The organism is Thermosporothrix hazakensis (assembly GCF_003253565.1).
In the GTDB taxonomy this organism is placed as follows: Bacteria; Chloroflexota; Ktedonobacteria; order Ktedonobacterales; family Ktedonobacteraceae; genus Thermosporothrix; species Thermosporothrix hazakensis.
Genome location: NZ_QKUF01000018.1, coordinates 48909 through 72636, shown reverse-complemented (window position 1 = coordinate 72636; position 23728 = coordinate 48909). Strand labels below are relative to the sequence as shown.

The window sequence follows — 23728 nt, the reverse complement described above, 5'->3', positions numbered from 1 at the left end:
TGCAATGGTCGGCTCTCTCTTTTGTCATTCCTGTTAACTGCCTAACGCCTGCCCACATGAAACACAGAAGCGATTATTGACCGAATTCGCAGTGCCACAATATGGACATTTATTCAACACCACACCACAATAGGTACAGAAGCGCATGTTCGGCCGATTCAACCGCTGACAGTTGCGACAGCGATACATGATGACGGCCTGCCCCTGACCGGTCTGATGCGCCGGATAAGGCTGCCCGGATGGTGTCCTGTGCTGTGGATTGGGCGAAGGATATGGCTGTTGTGAAACGGGTTGTTGCTGCACCGGAGGTTGTGGAAGCGGTGATTGCATTGGCTGCATCGGCATGACTGGCGGCTGCTGCACATAATAGTTATTTGGCATTTGCTGCTGAGGATGAGCGCTTCCCATCATCGCCTGATTCAGCGCTTCCGCCATATCGCTTGCACGCTGGTACCGATGCTGCGGATTTTTCATCAGCGCGGTTAAGATAATCTTCTCGACAGCCGGAGGAATAGACGGGTTCATTGAGCTCGGGCGTGGGGGCATATCGTAGATATGGCTATGCGCCAGCGCTGGATAGTTATCCGCCCGGAACGGCGTGACACCGGTCAGGACCTCAAAGAGCATAACCCCCAGAGCATAAATATCTGCACGACCATCAACCGGCCCGCCCTGGCACTGTTCAGGTGACATATATTCAGGCGTACCAACACCCGCACCCGGGCGCGTCAGATGATTCTGCGAGAGCGCCAAAGCCTTCGCGATCCCAAAGTCAGAAAGCACGGGACGGCCCGAACGATCCAGAAGGACGTTTACCGGCTTCACATCCCTGTGAATAATTCCCTGCTCATGTGCATAAGTCAACGCACTGGCAAGCTGAATAAAGATAGGCACAGCCTCGCTAAGATCCATCACCCGACCGGCACTTAAAAGCTGATCGAGGCGCTGTTTCAGCGTGCCGCCATCGATTAGCTGCATCACAATATAGAGATGACCGTTTTGCTCGTTTGCGTCATGCACCGTCACAATATTGGGATGGCTCAGACGGGCTACCATTTTTGCCTCAAGGTTGAACCGCTCCACAAAATTGCGGTCAGCGGCATACCACGGAGGCAGCACCTTAATAGCGACCTCGCGTTCCAGATTTTCTTGATAGGCCTTATACACGCTAGCCATGCCGCCCTGTCCAAGCCTGGACAAGATCCGGTAATTTCCGAGCGTTGTTCCTATGAGTTCGTCCTGCTGCATCATATACGCAGAACCACGCAATTCAGGCAAGCGCTCTCAGCCGGCCGCCTTCGCGTGGATACTCAACTTTCCTTCCTCTAGCTACTGTCTCTCTACCAGAACTATATTATGTATTATACGTGAGTTTATGCGATGTCGACGCAATTCATCCGCACGTTCCCCTTATTGTAGCAGATATCGTAGTGCCACAAAAGGACAACATCCCTTTTCTCCCTTTTTATGACACTACGACTGCGTCAGATCCTCTATCAGCGATTAGCGACGGCTAAAGACCAGGACGGTCTGTCCAAGCTGGATCTCATCGCCTTCCTTCAACTGATAGGTCTGATATTTGTTGACGAGCTGGTCATTCACCTTCGTGCCGTTGGCACTTCCCTCATCCTTCAAGGCATAGTTCCCATTGCCGAGGTTGACGAGTGAGGCATGCAAGCGAGAAACGGCCAGATCTTCCAGGAAGATATCACTCTCACGGCTTCGACCAATGCTCAGTGACTCCTTGCGGATTTCATAGACGCGTCCCTCATCTTTGCCCTTCTTCACCCGCACATAGCCGATACCGGCCACCGGGTTCTGCGAGCGGAGAACGGTCTTATCTGCGTCGTTCTCGCTGGCAAAAACAGTCGGATCTCCACCCATTGGGGTGTTGAAACCGCCCTGCTGTGGCTGCCAGGGAGCATTCTGCTGCTGATACTGCTGTGGAGCCCCCCACTGCTGTTCGCTGGCCGGAGCAGGCGTCGCACCAAACTGCTGCGGCTGCTGATTCCAGCCACCGGCCGCGTTATTCCCGCCACCTGCAAAGACTGTCGGAGCAGACTGTTGCACGGGCTGCTGTGGCTGTGCGCCCCAACCGGCCTGTTGCTGTGGTTGTGGCTGCTGTGACCATGCGTCCTGACTGCCCGGAGCTCCCCACGAAGGCTGCGAACCTGCTCCCCCCCACTGGTTTACGGGCTGCTGTTGCGGTGCGACAGGATTAGGAGTATTCCAGCCCCCGGCCTGCTGTGCATTCCAGGTAGGATCAGAGCCCTGCTGCTGTGGTTGTGCACCCCAACCGGCCTGCTGTGCATTCCAGGTAGGATCAGAGCCCTGCTGCTGTGGTTGTGCACCCCAACCGGCCTGCTGTGTCGGAGCCTGAGCCCCCCAACTAGCGCCGGAGCCTTGCTGCTGTGGTTGTGCACCCCAGGCAGCTTGCTGAGGCTGCATATCGGGCTGTCCCCAACCGGCCTGCTGTGGAGGCTGCTGCATTTGCGGCTGTGCATTCCAGCCACCCTGTTGCTGCATTTGCGGCTGTGCATTCCAGCCACCCTGTTGCTGTCCCTGCGGCTGCCATTCATTGCCTGTGCCCATCCCCGGAGCCGCAGCGTCCGTTTTCTTCTTGCCCATCCGTATGACAACGAAAACGATGGCAATAATAACAAGAACAATAACCACGATGGCAACTATGAGCAACAGAGGATTAGGCTGGAATCCGGCAAGTGCAAATACAGGCGCAGGAATACTTTTCGCTGTAGAAACGAGCGTTACACTATTCATCTTTTTTTTCACCCCTCTGGTCGTAGGGGCGGCCTCTCCACCTCTCCCGCAAAGCATCCAGGGAGAGTACGTGCCACCCGACCTGAATCGGGCACCCGTGCGGGTATCCCTACATACGCGACTCCATGCAAAAGAACGCCACGTTATCGCAATTCAAAACGCGCCTCAACGCTTCCAAAACGGAGGACATCACCGTCTTTGAGAAGACGCTGCTGATGTGGCATCAAGATCTCTCCATTCAAGCGAGTCTTATTGCGGGACTCAAGATCTTCAACTGTATAGGTGTCTCCCTGCCTGTGAAGATAGGCATGCCGTCGCCCAACGGTTTTGTCAGCCAGATCGATATCTGGATAGATCCCGAGCGTTGGATCACGTCTCCCCACAATTAATTTATCCCCTTGCAAGTGAAAACGGTTCCCCGAAGCCGAAACAGTCATCCAGGCCTCTTTTTTCTGAGCCCTGTCTGGCGCTAGATCACCCGATACCAGTTTCTCATGTCCCATCCCACCGCGACCATAGAGCGGTGAGAGCGTCTGGGGAATATGTTCTTGCAAACGATCAAGCGCTGTGATGAATTCAAGTGGAGTCTGAAAACGATCACCGGGCTCTTTGGCAAGCGCTTTCATCATAAAGCGATCGGCTTCTAAAGGCAAGTCGGAGCGGAGGCGACAAATTGACGGTACGGGCTCATTGATCTGCTTGATCACAATCTCAACGGCTGTCTCTCCCTGAAACGGAGGGCAACCAGCCAGCATCTCAAATAAAACCGCAGCAACTGAGTACAGGTCCGAGCGCGTATCAGCCGAGCGCCCACTTGCTGCCTGCTCAGGAGAGATATAGAAGGCAGTCCCCATAAAGACATTGGATTGAGTGAGCGTGACAGTCTCCCGGCTCCGCGCCAGACCAAAATCAGTGATCTTTACCACGTTGTTCGAGTCAATCAAAATATTCTGGGGCTTGATATCACGATGCACCACCCCTTTATTGTATGCCGCGTTCAATCCCTCCGCTATCTGACGAGCATACCCTATTGCTTTCAGCGGGTCCATTTGTCCCTGATTAATCATATAGTACTTGAGGCTCTGCCCATCAATGTAGTCCATCACAATATAGTGCATATTGTGATCGTCACCATACTCTATAATACGGACAATATGGGGGTCCTGCAACTGTTGCAATATATATGCTTCTCTCTGAAAACGCGCAAGAAGGTCATCGTCATTTGAGAAGTCCATATGCATGACTTTGACGGCATAGATACGGTTGTTTTTGAGGTCACGCGCAACATATACCGTAGCGAAGCTTCCCCGTCCCCGTTCGTCAATGAGTTTATACCGATCTTTCATAACGCGACCAATCATGTCGCCGTTCATTGGTTTGCGCTCCTCGTTCGTTAAGCTACTATTAGCGGCTCCATTATACACCATCCATTCTGTTGTGTCATGGAGTCTCTTTCACTATCAAGCCTTACTATGGTTTTCAGTAGAAAAAGTCAAATAAAGGCCCGATAGTCCTCACTCCCGTTCTTCCTTTCCTGCCCCTTTGCCAGAAAAGAGAACAGCAGCGGATTCCTTCCGGCTGCCTGGATGTATCCCTCTCATAATGTATAAACGGGAACAGTCCCCATTTGTTTACACTTTTAGTCTGGCTGAAGCCAATATTGATCGGAGCTGGCACATCTCACCACTTTCCTAAGAAGGCCATTCTACAGCAAGAGCGCTCCTGCCGGCAACGGACCCGTTACCGTTCTCTCAGTAGCGAAACATTTCGCTGATGCTCTCACGATAATGGATACGCCTCATTGCCTCCGCAAACAGCGATGCGACAGAGACCACCTCGATCTTCTGTGAAAAGGTTACCGGCTGGTTCTCTACCGTATCGGTAATAAAGAGCCGCTGAATCGGGCTTGCATCAATCCGCTCAATGGACCCCGGAGTCAGCACCCCGTGCGTGACCGCAGCATAGACCGCCACAGCCCCATGTGCGACCAGCTCCTGCGCCACTGCCGCCAGCGTCCCACCAGAGATCGTGAAATCATCAACAATGACAGCGGTCTTCCCTCGCACATCTCCGATCAGTTGCAGAATACTTGCCTTCTCATCATGCCCGCTCCGCTCTTTATCGGCTATCGCCATTGGAGCCTGCAAACAGGAGGCATACCGGCGGGCCTGCTTGGCAAAGCCCGCATCAGGTGAAACGACAACAATGTTCTCCAGATTCAGCTTCTTAATGCGGTTGCACAGCAACGGCAGCGCGTACAGGTTATCAACGGGCCGATGAAAAAAGCCCTGAATCTGCGGCGCGTGCAGGTCCATCATCACTATCCGATCCGCACCTGCAACCTCTATCGCATCAGCACAGACCCGGGCCCGAATCGAGACGCGCGGCTCATCCTTTTTGTCGCCTTTGGCATAGCTAAAATAAGGAATAACCACCGTCACCGAATCGACACCGGAACGCCTAAAGGCATCTATCCAGAACAGCAACTCCATGAAGTTATCATTGGCTGGAAAGATCGTTGACTGCACCAGATAGACACGTCGCCCGCGCACGTTCTCCAGAATGCGCACAAAGGTATTGCCATCGGAGAAGTGTAAGGTCTCGTTCTTCCCCATGGGGAGGCCCAGATAAGCACAGATACGCGCGGTCAACTGGCGACTTCCACTCCCCGCAAACACTTTCATCGGATCATCAATCATGGAAGATCCCTCAACAGGTGCTTCTGTGGAGGTTCTATTCCTCCACAGAAACCGACGCACCGGTTACGCTTTCTCATAACGACCACCCAGATGTTTCGCCAGGAACTCTTCAGCCCTTGCATAGAATTTCAGGCGATTTTCCGGTTTCGCAAAGCCATGCCCTTCATCGGGGAATAACAGATATTCATACTCGATCCCCTTCTGCTTCATTGCCTCAACAATCTGCTCGGACTCTGCCTGCTTCACTCGCGGATCATTTGCTCCCTGTGCGATCAACATCGGAATCTTGATGCGGTCCACTTTGAAGAGCGGCGAGCGCGATTTCAAAAACTCCTCTTCGGTATCGGGGTTGCCAACTCGCTGATGTAGCATGCTGAGCATCGGCACCCAGTAAGGAGGAACAGTTTTGATAAATGAGATCAGGTTACTGACGCCGACAATATCAACGGCACAGCAGAACAGATCCGGGGTAAAGGTTGCCCCGACCAGCGCGGCATAGCCTCCATATGAGCCACCATAGATCGCAACACGCTTCGGATCAGCTACCCCCTGCTCAACAGCCCAGTTCACGGCATCGACAAGATCATCATGCATCTTACCCCCCCACTCTTTATCTCCCGCGTTCAGAAAGTCCTTGCCATAGCCGGATGAGCCTCGATAGTTGACCTGAAGACAGGCATAGCCGCGATTCGCCAGCCATTGCGCCTCGGGATGAAAACCCCAGGAATCGCGCGCCCAGGGACCACCATGCACGTTCAAGACCAGTGGCAACTGATGCGGATCCTTGTCAACCGGGAGCGTGAGATAGCCATGAATGATCAGGCCATCGCGAGCGGTAAATGAGATCGGCTGCATGCGGGCCAGTGTGTAGTTATTCAGGTCCGGACGATTGTCAAACAGGAATTGTGCCTTCCCAGTCGGGCGGTGATAGGCATAGTAGGGAGTTGGCCCATTATCCAGCGTAAAGCCCACAATCCAGGTTTCATCGGCATCGTCACGACTCAGCAACGCGACATCGCCATCTCTCAACTCCTGGATACGGGCAAAGTCGGCGCGAATGGACTCATCCAGAATGTGCCAGGTATCGCGCTCTTTCTTGAAACAGACGGCCTGTATCTCATGGGTGTCTGGATGCGTAATCACATCGCTAACATCATAGTGTGGGTCCTCGGCCAGCACCTCAAGCTGTCCGTCAGCCAGATTCATTTTCACCAGGCGGCCGGCATTGGCATCGCGTGCGTCGAGCAAATAAAGCCCCTGTCCATCATGGGTAAAGCCAAGCGGAGAGCTATTCTGAGTCTCCTCGCTGCTCCAGCTCAACAACAGACGCCACTCGCCCTCCTCAGTGTCACGCACCAGCATATCAGCGCCACCATCGGGCCGCATGCCCATTGCACCACGAACCTGCAATCGCATATCAGCCACCCAACCGATCACGTTCCCGGGATTCTTCGCGGCCAGTGTCAATTCTCCTGAAGCCAGGTTCAGCCGATAGGCATCTGAGATCTGCGGGTTCTCCTTGTTCAGACCGACTACCATCTGCTCGGGGAAATGCTTGTCATAATAAATCACCTGTGCCTGTACGCCCTCAAAAGGAGTTAGATCACGAGTTTCGCCGCTCGCGATATCGGTGATATACAGGTGCCAGTTCTCATCGCCGCCTTTATCCTGTATATAGAGAATAGAGGAACCATCCATACTCCATATATAGAAGCGAATGTTGCGCTCTGTGTCACGGGTCACCGGTCGAGCATCATCCTGCCCGATAGTGCCTACCCAAACGTTCAGCACATCATTTACCGGGGCCAGATACGCCATTCTGGTACCATCAGGCGATATCTGCGGGCTCGATTGAACTGGATTGCCAAAAAGAACGGTACGGGGAATCAATGACGTCATCGTATTTCTTTATTCCTCTCTGAGATTGTATGGGTCAAGCAGCCGGTATCTCACGGTAGAGGATCGTAATATCTATTATACCACGTTCTTCATCTCACGAGGCTCTTGCCACAGAGCGGCCACTGTCTCCATCCCTATTGTACAAAATCTTGCCGGTTCAAGAGAAAAGCGCCGCTCCTGGGGCTCACCTCCTTCTGGTATGATAGAATGAGAAAAACAGGTCACAATGAAGGGCTAACATGTATGGCAATGACCGCCTTACCGACAATCACTTGAACAGAAAAACAAAATGTTCTGGTAGAGGAAAAAGATGTCAGACCATGAAAGTCGTCGCGAAATTGACGCCCCTCTGCGCGCGGATATTCGCACACTGGGAAATGCTCTCGGCGAGGCGATCCAGCGGTACGGGGGTCCCGAAGTATTTAACACTGTTGAGGGTCTACGCCAACGGTGCAAACGGCTCCGCGAATGCACAGAACGCCAGGTCGATGCCACACCAGAAGAGCAAGCCCGGATTGAGGCTGAAATTCGCCGTCTGGATGAGGAAATCACAGATCTCGTCAATGGCTGTTCACTTGAACGCGCCATCGATGTGATTCGCGCCTTCACTATTTACTTCCATCTGGTGAATACCGCCGAGCAATATCACCGCATTCGACGTCGGCGCGCACATGAATTAAGCGAGCAGAGCACCCCACAACGCGGTTCTCTCTCGGCTTTGATCGATTTTTTCAAACAGAACAATTTATCCGCGGAGGCCGTTCAACAACTCCTGAACGAAATGTCCATCGATCTTGTCTTTACGGCCCATCCAACAGAAGCAACGCGTCGTAGCCTCATCACCAAGTCAAGCCAGATTGCTCACCTGCTTGAAATCCAGGATCAGCAGAAGACTATGACCCCACGGGAGCATAGCCGCTGGCAACAACAGCTTGAAGGGACCATTGACCTGCTCTGGCGTACGGACGCCGTTCGACGCGTGCGCCCACAGCCCATTGATGAGGTCAAAATGGGCATCTATTATCTGGATGAGATCCTGTTCGATGCTCTGCCCGATCTCTACAGCGAGTTTGAAGAGCTGCTCCAACAGAGCTATCCCGGTGTAACCGTGCCCTCATTCTTGCGGCTTGGTTCCTGGATCGGTGGCGATCAGGACGGTAACCCCTATGTGAGCGCGACAACCATGCATACAGCCCTGCGACTGCAACGCGAACATATTATCGAGCAGTATCGCACCAGTATCGAAAAACTGGCCGCCGAATTCTCGCAGTCACTCTCCTATGTCCGCATCACACCAGAGCTTCAGCAGTCGCTGGACTATGACGCGCAGTGCATGCCGGACTATGATCATGAACTCGGCCCCCAGACAGCGCTTGAGCCATACCGCCGTAAGCTCTCGTTTATCTGGAAGCGCCTCGGCGCAACCCTTGACCGGCACAATGGCAACGTCGCTTACCAAACAGCAGAGGAACTGCACCGCGACCTGCTCCTTGTTCGTGATAGCCTACGTGAGAATGGTGAAGAGGCACTCACCAGAGGCCGCCTCGGTCGCCTGCTCAGACAGGTAGAGCTCTTCGGCTTCTATTTTGTCGCCCTCGATGTGCGCCAGCATAGCGAACGCCATGCCCGCGCTCTGGCCGAACTACTTCAGGTCACAGGACTCTGCGAACAGGATTACAGCCAGCTTGAGGAAGCGGAACGCCTGCGCATTCTGGAAATGCTCTTGCGTGATCCGCGCATCCTGACTCGTCCCGGTCTGCAACTCAGCGAGGATACATGGCATATCCTGCGCACCTTCCAGGGAGTCAAGCAGGCACGGGACGAGTATGGGAAACGCGTCATCACCTGCTATATCATCAGCATGTCGCACTCACTCAGTGATTTGCTGGAGGTACAGTTTTTCTGTAAGGAAGCTGGCATTGATGATCTCCCCATTGTGCCCCTTTTTGAGACGATTGATGATCTACATGCCTGTACACAAATACTGGAACAGGCCTTTACCCATCCGAACTATCGCGCCTATCTGCGCAACTGTCAGGATCAGCAGCAGGTCATGCTTGGCTACTCGGACAGCAGCAAAGACGGCGGTATTCTGACCTCCGGTTGGGAGCTCTACGAAGCACAGCTCCGCCTGACAGAGCTTGGCAAACGCCACCAGATCGGGATCACCATGTTTCATGGGCGCGGCGGCGCGATCGGTCGGGGTGGTGGTCCGATCTATGAAGCGATCCTCGGCCAGCCTCCCGGGACGATTCATGGCCGTCTGCGCATTACTGAGCAGGGCGAAATGCTCTCCTTTAAGTATGGGCTCTACGAGATTGCGATCCGTAATATGGAACTGGTCATCGCTGGCGTGGCACGCTCCAGTATCCCGGATGAGCACATCATTGAGACACAGGTGCATCCACGGGCCACCGAGGAATGGCGTAATACTATGCAACTGCTCTCGGCGAATGCGCATAAACGGTACCGCGATCTGATCTACAATGATCCATCCTTCCTGAGCTTCTTTGAGCAGGCAACGCCGATTCTAGAAATTGGCTGGTTGAATATTGGCTCACGCCCGGCACGCCGCACCCGGGGCAACACCATTGAAGACCTGCGCGCTATTCCCTGGGTCTTCTCCTGGATGCAGAGCCGCTACGTGTTGCCAAGCTGGTATGGCGTTGGTGGCGCCCTGGAAGAGTTCATCGGTCAGCAGCCCGAGTCGCTGGGGCTGCTGCAACAGATGTATCGCCAGTGGCCGTTCTTCCGTGCCTTCCTGGACAACCTGCAAATGACGCTCTCCAAAGCGGATATGCATATTGCGCAACATTACGCCTCGCTGGTTAAAGATCCAGCGCTCCGAGACCGGATCTCGCACACTATCCAGGAAGAATATGAGCGCACCAGAAGCCTGGTTTGCCAGATTGTCGGCGGAAAGGAACTGCTCGACACCGCACCGGTGTTGCAGCAATCGATCAAGCGACGTAATCCCTATGTTGACCCCATGAGCTACTTTCAGGTCGCGCTGCTGCGCCGCTTACGCGAACTGGGCGGCCCGCTGATGCTTGATCGTGAGGCGGAGGCCACAGCCAGCACAGAAGAGAAAGAGCGCATGCGCCTGACCTACGCCGTTCTACTGACAATCAATGGTGTAGCCGCTGGTTTGCGTAACACAGGCTAGACTTTTACTGGATCCAGATTGAGAAATAGTGAATGTGGGAACGCGCGGCACCGCAAAACCGCCGTCCCCACATTTTCCTGGTCCCCCCATTGACATTTGAAAAACAGACATGTATTATTAAAAGCAAGTTCCAACTACACAAAATAATAGACTGACCCGCGTTGAGCGAAAGTAGTATGAGTGTAGCGGCCAACAGCGATCCGAAGCAGAGTGAGAGTTCGGAAAGGTAATGCGCCCTCAGAACGCGTTCGCGAGCGGCTACCGAAGAAAACCATACACTGGTAAGTAGGTAAGACGGGTGGTTCCCGTGCAGCAATCAACCATAAAAAGCGGTCTTTCGACGTCTTCTCTCCCGAGCAGAACCAGAAAGACAAGTAGGGTGGCACCACGGGTGTGTGCAGGACAGGCCTGGCACTCTCGTCCCTTCAATGTCAGTGACCGGAAGGGGCGGAACAGGCAGAAAAGTCCACTCCTTCCACGAGCATCACGTTTGAAGGAGGTACACACATGGCGGTTCACGATCAGGACAACACAGCCACGACCACCACGCATGCCCTCAAACTGGCATTGAACAAACTCAACACCGTTGATGTTCCCCAGAATCATACAATCGCGCTTGCTTACTCTGGCGGCCTGGATTCAACCCTCTGCGTCAAACTCGCGGAGACCAAATATCATGCGGCACAGCTTTATGCGATCAGCGTTGATGTTGGCCAGGGAGCCGATGAGCTCAACACCAGCATAAAGCGAGCGCAACAGCTTGGTATCACCCCCATTGTGATCGATGCGAAGCAGGAGTTTACCGAGTACTGGCTGACCAAAGCCATTCAGGCCAATTCCGACTACAACGGGTACCCGGTTTCCACCTCGATGACCCGCCAGCTTATCGCGGCAAAAGTGGCCCAGAAGGCGCTGGAACTGAGATGTGATGCTTTGATGGAAGGCTCCAGCGGCAAGGGAAACGATCAATACCGCATGCATAACGTCTTTGCCCTTTTCGCTCCTGGCCTGCCAACCTTTGTGCCAGTGCGCGACTTTGACCTGACTCGCGGTGAAGAACAGCTTTTGATCGAACACTACGGTATCCAGGTTGAAGAGTTGATCGCAGGTGGTGATGACAAGACAATGTGGTGTCGCTCTATTGCCAGCGGCGGCATTGATCTTGATACCCGGCTTCCTGACGAGATCTGGATGTGGCTTGTGCCACCCGCCAAAGCACCAGAGACCCCGACAACCATTACCCTTACCTGGCAAAATGGGCTTCCCATTGCCCTCAATGGGGATATCTTACCCCTTGATCAGATCATCGAGCAACTGAACGTCATCGGTGGCGCCAACGGTATCGGCAAAATTGACATGTTTGAAGACGGCATCATGGGGCTGAAGTCTCGCGAGATCTATGAGGCTCCCGCCGCACAGATCCTGCTCAAAGTCCACCATGACCTTGAGCTTTATTGCCTGACCAAAGAAGAAATTCAACTCAAGCGCCAGCTCGACGCCCAATGGTCAAAGATGGTCTATCATGGGGAGTGGTTCCACCCGCTCAAAGACGCGATTGATGCCTTCATCGCCTCGACACAGAAGGTAGTTAATGGCGAGTATGTGATTGATCTCTACAAAGGCAACATTGATATCGTCTCCCGCTCATCAAAGAGTGGTCTCTTCTTTCCCGATGTGCGCTCGATTCACAGCGCCAGCTTTAACCAGAAAGAATGCGCCCCCGCCGCTCATCTGCGCGGTCTGCCCTTTGAGCTGATCGCACGCCGAAACACGCTGGCGGGCCTGGTGCCAGAAGGAGCATAAAAGTTCATGAGCAAGTTATGGCAGAAGGGCTACAGCGTGAACGAGCAGGTTGAGCGCTATGAGGCCGCCCAGAACAGCGTGCTTGACGCTCGCCTTGTGCGCCACGACGTCTGGGGAAACCTTGCCCATATCGCGATGCTTCGGAAGATCGGTATTCTTACTCCCGAAGAGCATCAGCAGTTGCACGAGGCTCTGTGTACAATCCTAGAGCTGAATGAGCAACAGCAATTCACCATCCAGCCCTCTGATGAGGATGTCCATACCAGTATTGAGAATTTCCTGGCAGCGAAAACCGGAGCAGCCGGAAAGAAGATCCATATGGCCCGATCGCGCAATGATCAGGTACTGGTTGACATGCGCCTCTACAGCAAAGAGCAGCTTCACCTTGTCGGGCAAAAACTGCTTGCGCTGGCGCATTCGCTGCTGATCTTTGCCCGCAAGTATGAAGAAATCCCGATGCCCGGCTATACCCATATGCAGCGGGCGATGCTCTCTTCGGTTGGCCTGTGGGCTGGCTCCTTTGCGGAATCGCTGCTCGACGATGAAAAGCTGCTCTCCGCAAGCTACGAGCTTGCCGATCAATCGCCGCTTGGTTCCGCCGCAGGCTATGGGGTTCCCATCGGGATCGATCGACAGTATGTGTCTGATCTGCTCGGCTTCGACCATGTTCAGAATAACGTGATCTATGTTCAGAACAGTCGTGGCAAGGTCGAAGCGGCCATTGTACAGGCACTCACTCAGATCATGCTCGACCTGAGTAAGCTTGCACAGGATACACTGCTGTACACAACGGTCGAGTATGGCTTCTTCCGGGTACCGAAAGAGCTCTGCACGGGAAGCAGCATTATGCCACAAAAGCGCAATCTTGGTGTGATGGAGCTGGTACGCGCCCGCGCCCAGACCATGCTTGCCTATCAACAGCAAATCCTGGGCATTATTACCGGACTTCCTTCCGGCTATAACATGGATTATCAGGAGACCAAGCTTCCCTTCATGGAAGCGCTGGACCTTGTACAGGATGCTCTGGATATCTGTAAACTGGTGGTCGATAACATCACCGTGAACACCGAGCGAGCAGTTGCAGCCTGCACCTTTGAACTGTTCGCCGCTGATCGCGCCTATGATATGGCGAAGGAGGCAAATATGCCATTCCGCGACGCCTATCGTATTGTCGGCGCTGAGGTTATTGCGCAGCTTGAACGCAACATTCCGTTTCCGGTCGAGAGCCAGGTGCAACTGTTAAAGCGCCTGCAAGCCCGCAGTCATCTGGGAGCCTCCGGAAACCTCGGTCTGGAAAAGACACAACAACACCTGCAACAGGCCAAAGAGGCCTGGGCCGAACGAGAAAACGCGTTCACTCAGGCAATTCAGCTGCTTGTTGGCGGCACCTTTGTGGAGGAGTAATTCATGTCAACCGTTGTTCTGGCCTATTCCGGGGGACTCGATACCTCGGTTGCCATCCGCTGGATTAAAGAAAAGTATGATCTGGACGTTATCGCGGTCACGATAGATGTCGGCAATGAACGCGATCTGGAGTCGATCGCAGCCCGTGCGAAGAAAATCGGCGCCGTCAAAGCACTGGTCATCGATGGCCGCGATGACTTCGTGCGCTACTTTGTCTGGCCCGCGCTTCAGGCCGGTGCGCTCTATGAAGGGCAGTATCCACTTGCAACCGCGCTGGCTCGCCCGTTGATTGCCCGCCTGCTGGTCGAGGTCGCACGTCAGGAGGGAGCCGTTGCGGTCGCCCACGGCTGTACCGGGAAAGGCAATGATCAGGTGCGCTTCGATGTCTCGATCAATACGCTGGCCCCTGATCTGAAGATTATCGCTCCGGTTCGTGAGTGGAGTATGACCCGCGATAACGAGATCGCATACGCGAAAGAGCATAATATTCCCATCACCGTCACCAACGCCAGCCCCTATTCAATTGATCAGAATCTCTGGGGCCGCAGTATTGAATGCGGTGTGCTGGAAGATCCCTGGGCCGAGCCCCCCGCCGATGTATTTGCCTGGACGCTCGACCCTGACACAATGGAAGCGAAAGCGCCAACCTACGTTGAGATCACCTTTGAGCATGGCATTCCCGTCGCGCTGAATGGCGAAGAACTGGACGGCGTGACGATTATCGAGCGCCTCAATAAAGAGGCCGGAAACTATGGGATTGGCCGTATCGACCACATCGAAAACCGTCTCGTCGGGATCAAGTCCCGTGAGATTTACGAAGCGCCCGCAGCAGTTGTGCTCCACGCTGCCCACAAGGCCCTGGAAACCCTGACACTGAGCCGCGAGCAGACACGCTTTAAAGAGCTGGTCGCGAACGAGTACGCCCGCCTGATCTATAACGGTCAATGGTATAGCGCCCTCCATCAGGATCTTGCGGCCTACGTCCAGAGCTCACAGCGCTTTGTCAGCGGCACCGTACGTGTCAAGCTCTCTCGTGGCAATTGCGCCATTGTTGGACGAAAATCAGACCATTCGCTCTACGATCACGCCCTTGCGACCTATGATAGCGGCGACCAGTTCGATCACAACGCCGCACTTGGCTTTATTAAACTGTGGGGACTGCCACTGAGTACACAGGCCCAGTCCCAGTTCTTGCCCTCCGTTGGTCTGGAAGGCAACTTACTTGAAAGCGGCAGTAGTAAAGTGCAGGAGAGCTAAACGCCTGAAGCCCCGGGCAACGCATATCACTACTTGATCTCCTTGCTCTGATGCCGGTACTTTTAGCGCCCACACATGCGCAGCACCTCCTTTTCGATCTACGCTGCGCAGGTCACGAGGCCCGGACAACCCCGTCCGGGCTTCGCGGCTTTTTTGGCTCTTAGCACTCCTCGACCCGAAACCAGGTGCGTTTTCCCACGCGAAACACCGCCCCATTCAATGCGCTTACAGGCTGCTCAGGCACCCACAACGTCTCACCATTGAGCGAAACCGCGCCTTGCGTAAACAGCCGCCGCAGCTCTCGGTTACTCTTGCTGCCAGCAAAAAAGCGCTGCAATACGGCCAGTGCGTTATATTCGCCCGCTTCAATCGTCAGCACCGGCATCTCATCCGGTGTTCGACGTGTGGAAAACGTCTCAAGGAACCACTGCTGTTCCTGCTCGGCGACGGCTTCACCATGATAGCGACATACCAGCTCATACGCCAGCCGGAGCTTGCACCGCATTGGCTCTATGGCTACCTGCGCAGCGAGCTCCCGAAGCTCCTCCGTCGAAACATCGGTATAAACTTCCAGGTAGGGCAGGATCAACTCATCGGGAATGCTCATGGCACGTCCGAACTTGTCGCGCGGGCTATGGCCCAGACCGATATAGTTGCCCAGGCTCTTGCTTTGCTTGGCCTTCCCATCGATTCCTGGCGTGATTCGGGTTGTGATAATCACCTGCGGGCGCTGTCCTTGCCGCTCCTGATAAAAGCGTCCAAGCATTTCATTAAAGAGCTGGTCCGAACCAATAATTGTCAGGTCAGAGTGCAGCATAACAGAATCGTAGCCCTGCAAGACCGGGTAAATCAGCTCATGCATATGGATGTCCAGTCCCTGCCGTATACGCTCCTGAAACATATCGCGGCCAATCAGACGGGCATGGGTTACCTGAGCCAGCAGTTGTAGCAGCTCCTGAGCCGAGAGAGCATCATACCACTCCGAGTTGTAGCGAATCTCAAGCAAGCGTGGATCATCGAAGCGCAGCACCATCCGTGCCTGCTCAAGAAAACGCTGCATGTTGTCTGCAATCTCTTCCCGTGAGAGCACCGGGCGCAGCTTATTTCGTCCGGTCGGATCGCCAATGCGCGTGGTAAAGTCACCGATCAGGAAGACAGCCTTATGTCCCAGATCCTGAAGCTGGCGTATCATCCACAGGTTGACTGCATGCCCGATATGCAGAAATGGTGCTGTGACATCAACGCCATACTTGATCCGAAGCTGCCGTCCAGAACGCAACAGATCCTGAAACTCTTCCGATGAAACCATCGACTCTGTTGTCCTGGCAAAGCGCGCCAGGAGCGCCTGCTCATCCTGAGTCATCAAAAAACCTCCGACAAAAAAGAGCAATAAAAAAGCAGAGGTTATTGCTACCTCTGCCCTCTGTATGGTCTCAGTAGACCCATTTATGTGCACATGCAACATGCCGGTCCACCCACACAGAGGGCAGATCGGTAATAATAGCAGTAATTCTGTTGATGCATGTCAGCGCACACCTTCATTTGCATACGTTTCAGTATAAAGGGAATAGGAACAGAACGTCAAGCGGGATGCTTGAACGCCCTATGAAAAGCCAGTGCCCGCGCACACCTGCTACGGGCAACAGACAAAAAGTATATGCAACTACCAATACCAGGCGGCCTAGTATTTAATCAGGGCAAAGACATCGTGCCCCTTCAGGTGCTCGCGCCCCTTCAAGAAAGACAGCTCAACGAGGAACGCAATACCGGCAATATGGCCGCCGAGCTTCTCCACCAGCTCCATTGCCGCCGAAACAGTTCCACCAGTCGCAAGAAGATCATCAACAATCAGGACACGCTGGCCGGGTTTGATCGCGTCTTTATGCACTTCAACGATGTTGGTACCATATTCCAGCGCATACTCAACGCTGACCGTCTCGGATGGGAGCTTCCCGAATTTGCGTACAGGAACAAAACCGCAATTGAGCAGGTATGCCAGTGGCGCACCAAAAATAAAGCCGCGTGACTCTACGCCCACGACTACCTCAATACCGGCACCGGCATAATGAGCCGCCATACGATCCATAGCAGCCCGAAAAGCAGCAGCATCCTGTAACAAAGGAGTGATATCCTTGAAGAGAACGCCTTTCTGTGGGAAATCCTGAATATCTCTGATGCGGTCTTCCAGGCGGATCGGCTCAGATGGTGACGACATGAGTGAATTTCTCCTTTGCCTTCTATGAAAATCTCATGGATACAGGGGTCGTCAAGCCCAATATGGATACGAATGCAGATAATAACCTCTTGCTCTTCTTGACGTACCCCTGTCCAGTACAAGCTAACCTATAGGGAAGTTGGTAGAGCATAATTCCCTCAGGCAGTATACCTTTATTCACCCTGCCATGCAAGCAGTACAAAGAAGCTTCCCTGCCATGCCCTACCTGACTTCGGCTGGTGTCCCTTCTTCTGCGGGAGGAAGCTGAGCAGTACAATAGGCACAACGAGTTGCTTTCAACGGCACCTCGCTGAGACAGAAAGGACACTCCCGCTTCTCCGGTGCCTTGGGTTCCTCACGCGGCAAGAAACGATCCTGAAGCAAGGCAACCGGTCGCACCACAAAAAAGTATAACACAAAGGCAACAATCAAGAAGGAGATGAGCGCGTTCACAAAGTCACCAAAGGCGAAACGTTGCCCCTGATACTCCCAGAAAGCATTCTTAAAGTCCTGATTGAGGTGTAATGCTGATAAGGCCACGCCAATTAATGGCGAAATAAAATCTTTGACCAGACTGTCCACCACCCCGCTAAAGGCGGCCCCAATCACCACACCAACAGCCAGATCGACGACGTTTCCGCGTAGTATAAACTTCTTAAAGCCGCCCATTTCTCTGGTGCTGGCACTCCATCCTCGTTCCCCCCAGTTACGCAAGGTGCTAAAAGGCCGTTCCATGCTTGCTGCTTGCCTCCTTCTGGCTATGCTGCTGTTTGATTATGATACGAAGCAGAGAAAATTCGCGTGCCAAACTCTGCCTCCCTATACATTCGCATATAGCATAGCATAATCCAGAGCGGAATTCTATATATTATTGTTCAGCATTATAGCTTATTTGCAACATATGCAAGTGGATATTTTGAGCTTAACAAATAGGTTTTGAAGCAAACATGGAAGCATACAAAAAAAGAGCATCCTGCACACGAGGATGCTCTTTGTCTATTTGTCTCTCGTTACGCGCCCATCTTTACCACAGTCACACCGTCTCCACCTTCCGCCGGAGAACCGGGAGTATACGACTTGACCAGCGGATGATGCGAGAGATGCTGCCGCACGGCTGTCCGCAGCGCTCCGGTTCCTTTCCCATGAATAATACGCACAAAAGGCATACCGGCCATTACCGCATTATTCAGATAAGCATCGAGCTCTTCAAGGGCGTCCTCGACGCGCCAGCCGCGCATATCCAGTTCCATCGGCACCTGCGGCCGTTCCTCTACGCTCGGCAGCACGATACTCGGTGCAACGCGTTCTTCCTTTGCCTGCCGCTTGCTCAGCCGCTCGATGTTATTCACATCTACCCGGAAGCGCATCGCTCCCATCTGAACTTCTGCTGTACTGCGATCAGCCGAGAGACTCACCAGTTCAGCCAGTTGCCCGAAGCTGAGCACACGCACGGTATCGCCAACCTGCAACGGTCCATCGATTTTCCGCACGCCGTCGTCCTTCTTTTGCCTGATTGGCTCAGGAACAGGTGCCACCTTCTCTTCAAGTCGCTGAGCTGTATTGCGCACCTGATTCAAGCGCTCACGACTCAGAGTACCGCGCTCAAGGCTAACCTTGACTTTCGCCAGCTTCGCCTGTACCTCTTGCAGTTCGCGTCGGGCCTGCGCCCGAGCCTCGTTCAGAATGCGAACTCGCTCCTCTTCAAGGCGATGGCGTTCCTCTTCCAGTTGCTTGCGCTGATATTCCGCTTCAGCACGCTCCATACTAAGATGATAACGCTCATCGGAGACAGCCTTGCGCTCCTCCTGCAAGCCTTCAAGCAGGTTCTCCATATGGACCCCGGCGCTACCGAGGAACTCGCGTCCACGCTCAATAATGCTCTCATCCAGCCCGAGACGCCGGGCAATCGCCAGCGCGTTACTGCGTCCGGGGACCCCGATACTCAGCTTATAGGTTGGAGACAGCGTCTCAAGATTAAACTCAACGGAGGCATTGGTCACGCCCGGCTCCTCATGGGCAAAGGCCTTGAGCTCAGTATAGTGCGTGGTTGCCACCGTCGTGACATGGCGTTCCAGCAGATAAGACAGAATCGCCCGAGCCAACGCCGAACCTTCGCTCGGGTCGGTGCCAGCGCCAAGCTCGTCGAAGAGCACCAGCACCTGAGCAGGACGGCTGTTCTGCTTCAGCGTTTCGGCCAACCGCCCCTGAATATGAATCGTGTGCTTCTTCTGGATCTCATCAACGCGCCTCAGAATCTCAATGATACGACTCATATGAGAGGAGAAGGTGCTGAGACTCTGTTCAATACTCTGCTCATCTCCGATATCGGCTAACACATCTTCAAAGACGGCAATCTCAGAGTGCTCGTCAACCGGGATATGAAGCCCTGCCTGAGCCATAAGTGTGAGCAAGCCAACGGTTTTCAAGGCAACCGTTTTACCGCCCGTGTTCGGGCCAGTAATCACGACCATAAAGAAGTCTTGCCCGATATGGAAATTCGTTGGAACCACATTTCCGGTCAGTAACGGATGGCGGGCATTATGCAGATCAATGCGCCCTTCTTCGTTCAGCTTCGGCTCGCTGGAACGAGTCATCCGGCTATAGCGGGCCTTCGCCATATGCAGATCAAACTCGGCCAGGAGATCGACAACAACGCGCAACGCATCAACTTCTTTGCCAATCTCAGCAGAAAGCGCCCGGAGAATACGATCAACTTCCTGCCGCTCCTCAATCATCAGCTCTCTGACCTTGTTGTTCAGCTCAACAACCACCATTGGCTCAATGAAGACCGTGGCGCCGCTGGATGATTGATCGTGCACAATACCTCGCACATGGCCCTTGTTTTCTGCCTTAACCGGGATCACATAGCGATCATTCCGGATGGTGATAATCGGTTCCTGCAATACATTGCTATATTCGGAAACCAGATTCCGCAGTCGATCCTGCAAACGCTGATTGGCCCCACGAATATCAAAACGAATGCGACGCAGGGCCGGGCTGGCAGTATCCAGTACCTCGCCTTCCTCGCTGACAGTCATCTCGATACGCCGCACGATCTGTGGTCGCTGAGGGATCGCACTTCCCAGATCATGCAGCAGCGGGAACTGCTCTGGATCGAGCTTTTCAAGTGCGCGAGCCACATTGAGTGAGCTGCGCACGGTATTCAGTATGTCAACAAGCTCTTTTGGAAGCAGGACACCATCCCGAGCAGCACGCGCCAGATGCGGGCGAATATCACGGGCCCCTCCCACACCCACCTCAGGACGCAGGTCGATCAAGCGAACCGCCTCTGTCGTCGCAGCCAGACGGCGGCGAGCCTCCTCCAGATCAGTTGTTGGCTTTAGCTCCATCACCAGCTCTTTGCTGGCGGAAAAAGAAGCCTCTTTTGCTACCTTCTCTAAAATCTTGGGATATTCCAGTGTTACTAAACTCTTCTCGTGCATAAATGTGTGGATGTGTCCTTTACATGAATAAGCGCCCGGAGGAGGGCGCACTTGCACCAGTCATTCAAATACGAAAGCAACTTCATTCCACCCGGCAACAATACCGGAGGATTCTTCTTTCAACCACATGGCTGCTCGCCTGCCAATCCCCTGACAGCAAGGAGAGGCCATGTGTTCAGAAGCATTTCACAGGCATAGCTCGCAGATTTTCTACCTGCTCAACGATACCAACCCTGCTCTCTCTCCTTTTGCCGGGATATCCGAGTTCTGGTCACAATCTCATACCACGGCATGCCTACAAGGCTTCATTGAGGTGATCTACACGCAGAACATCTCTGGCTCGTCTCTGCTGTGTTAGGATACAGAAGGCCTTCCTTCCTGTCAAGAGGAGAATACAATCAAACGACTTTCTGTTTTTCTTATCGGCAAACACTGAAAGCAACTGTACCAGAAAGCGATAAAAAAAGAACGTTGCTCTTTCTCAACCCATTTGAGAAGCAATTGATGTCTCACCGGGTAGACGCAGCCACCCTCGTGCCCGCGTCCTTCTGCGGACAATCCTTTTCCCTCCGCAATGAAGGGCAGCAGCATTCTTTGTAAAGATACCATATCCAGCCAGACAGAGCAATATTACTCTGCTTCTCAGAAGAAAACGGGGAGATGGAACTTCCAGCCAGGCTCAATCGTATTAGAAGAAGCCGGGCTCTCTCGTATTGTCTGAGTCAGCGACAGAAGATTGGAGTTGCAGCATTATGATTCTCCATGTCGGAGAGCGTGTCTTCTGGGGGGCACCTGAAGTCATCTACCTGGAAGGCACCATTAAGGCAGTCAATGAAGATGAACAAACGGTGATCGTACATATTGAGCGAGCAACACCGCATTCAGCTCATCTCATTGATAGTGAGCTCCCGTTCGCCGCTAATGGCGTCAAGCCTCTCAAAGGGGACAGTCCCCCGGGCACGACAGCCCAGCGTAGTCTTGAAACGCCTCCTCCTTTGATAATGAGTGACGATGAAAAAGTGTTACGAGGGGCAGCCGTTGCCGTGCATGAACGGTATGGCTACAATCTCCCTGAAGTTCAGGAACGCGGCCTGATCAGACAAGTCGCTCAGATCATCAACGATGATCCGGCCATGCGTCAACAAATAATCACATCAATGGACGAGATACTGAAACGTCAACAGTAAGGGGCCAGCATCCTTTTGCTGGCACTTTTTATAACACATCCAACCGAATATCTATTCCCTATTTTGCGCTCGAATAAGCTGGACGAAAAGCGCACTTCATCATATACTTAAAAAAAGCCACTCTTTACGCCCTATAAAATCAGAAAATGGTGACAAAAGCATGAAATGTACACAATGTGGAGAATCGCTACAACCTGATGCCCGCTTCTGTCCGAAGTGTGGGGCCACCGTTCATATTCCGTCGTCCTATCCGTTTGTTGAGCATGACGCACCGACTCAGATGTACGAGCGGACAACGCAAGGACCGTGGAATACACCGCAACACAATCCAGCCTGGGCCAGTGAGCAAACCACACCGCATCCCGCCCCGGCACCAACCCTACAGACACCTGACGCGCAGCCACAACGCCCGGAGCAGCCTCATATACAACCCCGCCAGAAGAAGAAACCCAATCGGCTCGGGTGCACGCTCGGCTGCCTTACTATCCTGGTACTGATTATCGCCAGCCTGATCGCCGCATGGGTCTTCGCCATTCGTCCCTACGCGCACAACATGGCTTATGATCTGATGGATCAGGCACTCACCAGGGCAGAACAGAACATTCCATCGGGAGCAAACCTTCCACCAACCGGACTCGTGGAGATACCTCCTTTCCATGTTACCGAGAATACATTGAACAATATGATCGTTCTGAATATGCCTGCAAACAGTCCTATAGCAGCCCCAACCGCGAGCATTACCCCTTCAGGTGTTCGCCTGTCCTTTACGGCATTTGGCACTTCTAACGCGGTTAGCTGCGTTCCGATTATACAAAACGGCCATCTCAAGGCCAGTAACGTTACCGTGGAGGGACCATTCGGGCTCATCATGTCAGCAGATGAGATCACCTCGTTGATTAATAAGCACTTCCAGACAATCGAGAACCGTATCCAACGCCCCATTCAAAGCATTCAGCTCAAGCAAGGGGAAGTAGAACTGAAGATCCGCTAACCCCCAGAAAAGGGACGACGCCGGAGATTACCGGCGTCGTTTGCGTATAACAGTGACACATCCAGATAAAGCCAGAGCATACAGGACATCATGATTCATAGGCATATCGCCTGTATTCATTCCACCTGTATCCGATTGCGCCGTATTCCGCACGGGGCAAGTCATCCCTTTGCTCCCCGAGGGGGGCGCAGGAACATTATCAAAGACAGAGGAATAGTTCTTTATCAGCCCGTTGTTATCCTGCCCGAGCGGCCAGTACACCAGTGTCGCCAGACCAATCACGTTCCCTCTGGGTACACACCCCCAATCTCGCGAGTCAGAGCTTCCAGCCCGGTTATCTCCAAGTACAAAGTAGGTATCTGGAGGGATCAGCATATTCGTAATCGGCCTGGGATACGGATTTCCCTGTCGCTTTGGATCAACGTATGTCTCCTGCAAGGGCTTGCCGTTGACGATCACGGTTGTATCCTGAATGGTAATCACATCGCCCGGGACACCGATCACGCGCTTGATATAATCCTGTGTGGGATCGGGAGGAGCTTTGAAGACAATCACATCTCCACGGGCGGGCTGACGAAAGAGATAAGACCACTTGTTGACAAGGACTAGCTCCTTATTATGAAGGCCCGGTTCCATGCTCATCCCGTCAATGTTAAAGTTCTGGACTGCCAGACGAATAATCAGAAACATCAAAATGGTCAGGACAATCGTTTCGATGATCTCTCTGGCAAGTCTGAAGCGTTTTTCAAAATCGAGTTCTATTTCCACACTGTATCCTCAACTCATTGGGCTTTATTATGCATACTATATCAAATGGCATCACGCAGTATCAACGCATGAGACAATATTTTCCCCTATCTGGCTATACCAATCTAATTGTATACTG

General features: G+C 53.3%; 16 protein-coding genes. 6 read left to right on the top strand and 10 right to left on the bottom strand.

Annotated elements, in window-relative coordinates; all coding sequences use genetic code 11:
• Positions 1-33: 33 nt before the first annotated feature.
• The 5 genes from EI42_RS21025 to EI42_RS21005 all read right to left on the bottom strand — a co-directional run bounded on the left by EI42_RS21025 (position 34) and on the right by EI42_RS21005 (position 7376).
• Positions 34-1251, bottom strand: coding sequence for a serine/threonine-protein kinase (locus EI42_RS21025; protein ID WP_137686192.1), 1218 nt, complete (start codon positions 1249-1251; stop codon positions 34-36).
• A 252-nt stretch (positions 1252-1503) separates the two neighbouring features.
• Positions 1504-2778: an FHA domain-containing protein gene (locus tag EI42_RS21020; protein WP_137686191.1), complete on the bottom strand. Its 1275-nt coding sequence runs from the start codon at positions 2776-2778 to the stop codon at positions 1504-1506.
• A gap of 143 nt (positions 2779-2921) precedes the next feature.
• Positions 2922-4151, bottom strand: a complete 1230-nt coding sequence (locus EI42_RS21015) for an FHA domain-containing serine/threonine-protein kinase (protein WP_170142790.1) — start codon at positions 4149-4151, stop codon at positions 2922-2924.
• 378 nt (positions 4152-4529) lie between these two features.
• Entirely contained in the window at positions 4530-5477 is a 948-nt protein-coding gene (locus EI42_RS21010) for a ribose-phosphate diphosphokinase (protein ID WP_111324605.1), read from the bottom strand.
• Positions 5478-5540: 63 nt separating this feature from the next.
• The gene (locus tag EI42_RS21005; protein ID WP_111324604.1) at positions 5541-7376 is read right to left on the bottom strand and encodes a S9 family peptidase; all 1836 of its coding nucleotides are present in this window, start codon (positions 7374-7376) and stop codon (positions 5541-5543) included.
• Between the two features lie 310 nt (positions 7377-7686).
• Here EI42_RS21005 and ppc point away from each other — a divergent pair, with 310 nt between their 5' ends.
• The 4 genes from ppc (at position 7687) to EI42_RS20985 (ending at position 15006) form a co-directional block, all read left to right on the top strand.
• Entirely contained in the window at positions 7687-10542 is a 2856-nt protein-coding gene (gene ppc, locus EI42_RS21000) for a phosphoenolpyruvate carboxylase (RefSeq protein ID WP_111324603.1), read from the top strand.
• Positions 10543-11049: 507 nt separating this feature from the next.
• Positions 11050-12345 carry an argininosuccinate synthase gene (gene argG / locus EI42_RS20995; protein WP_111324602.1) on the top strand — a complete coding sequence of 432 codons (1296 nt, stop codon included), beginning with the start codon at positions 11050-11052 and terminating at the stop codon, positions 12343-12345.
• A 6-nt stretch (positions 12346-12351) separates the two neighbouring features.
• On the top strand, positions 12352-13749 hold the full coding sequence (gene argH / locus EI42_RS20990) for an argininosuccinate lyase (protein ID WP_111324601.1): 1398 nt from the start codon (positions 12352-12354) through the stop codon (positions 13747-13749).
• Between the two features lie 3 nt (positions 13750-13752).
• A complete protein-coding gene (locus EI42_RS20985; protein ID WP_111324600.1) occupies positions 13753-15006 on the top strand; it encodes an argininosuccinate synthase in 1254 nt (417 codons plus the stop codon).
• A gap of 160 nt (positions 15007-15166) precedes the next feature.
• Here EI42_RS20985 and tyrS read toward each other — a convergent pair whose 3' ends face one another.
• The 4 genes from tyrS to EI42_RS20965 all read right to left on the bottom strand — a co-directional run bounded on the left by tyrS (position 15167) and on the right by EI42_RS20965 (position 20664).
• Positions 15167-16369, bottom strand: a complete 1203-nt coding sequence (tyrS, locus tag EI42_RS20980; RefSeq protein WP_111324599.1) for a tyrosine--tRNA ligase — start codon at positions 16367-16369, stop codon at positions 15167-15169.
• A gap of 318 nt (positions 16370-16687) precedes the next feature.
• A complete protein-coding gene (locus EI42_RS20975) occupies positions 16688-17221 on the bottom strand; it encodes an adenine phosphoribosyltransferase (RefSeq protein ID WP_281278958.1) in 534 nt (177 codons plus the stop codon).
• Between the two features lie 222 nt (positions 17222-17443).
• Entirely contained in the window at positions 17444-17956 is a 513-nt protein-coding gene (mscL, locus tag EI42_RS20970; protein ID WP_211326286.1) for a large conductance mechanosensitive channel protein MscL, read from the bottom strand.
• 275 nt (positions 17957-18231) lie between these two features.
• Entirely contained in the window at positions 18232-20664 is a 2433-nt protein-coding gene (locus EI42_RS20965) for an endonuclease MutS2 (protein WP_111324597.1), read from the bottom strand.
• Between the two features lie 752 nt (positions 20665-21416).
• On the opposite strand from EI42_RS20965, the gene EI42_RS20955 reads away from it, so the two are divergent.
• Positions 21417-21851 (top strand): hypothetical protein, encoded by a 435-nt coding sequence (locus tag EI42_RS20955; protein WP_111324595.1) that lies wholly within the window; start codon positions 21417-21419, stop codon positions 21849-21851.
• 160 nt (positions 21852-22011) lie between these two features.
• Positions 22012-22842 (top strand): zinc ribbon domain-containing protein, encoded by an 831-nt coding sequence (locus EI42_RS20950; RefSeq protein WP_111324594.1) that lies wholly within the window; start codon positions 22012-22014, stop codon positions 22840-22842.
• Between the two features lie 27 nt (positions 22843-22869).
• Here the strand turns inward: EI42_RS20950 and lepB are convergent, their stop codons facing one another.
• Positions 22870-23610, bottom strand: a complete 741-nt coding sequence (lepB, locus tag EI42_RS20945) for a signal peptidase I (protein WP_246046352.1) — start codon at positions 23608-23610, stop codon at positions 22870-22872.
• Positions 23611-23728: the final 118 nt, after the last annotated feature.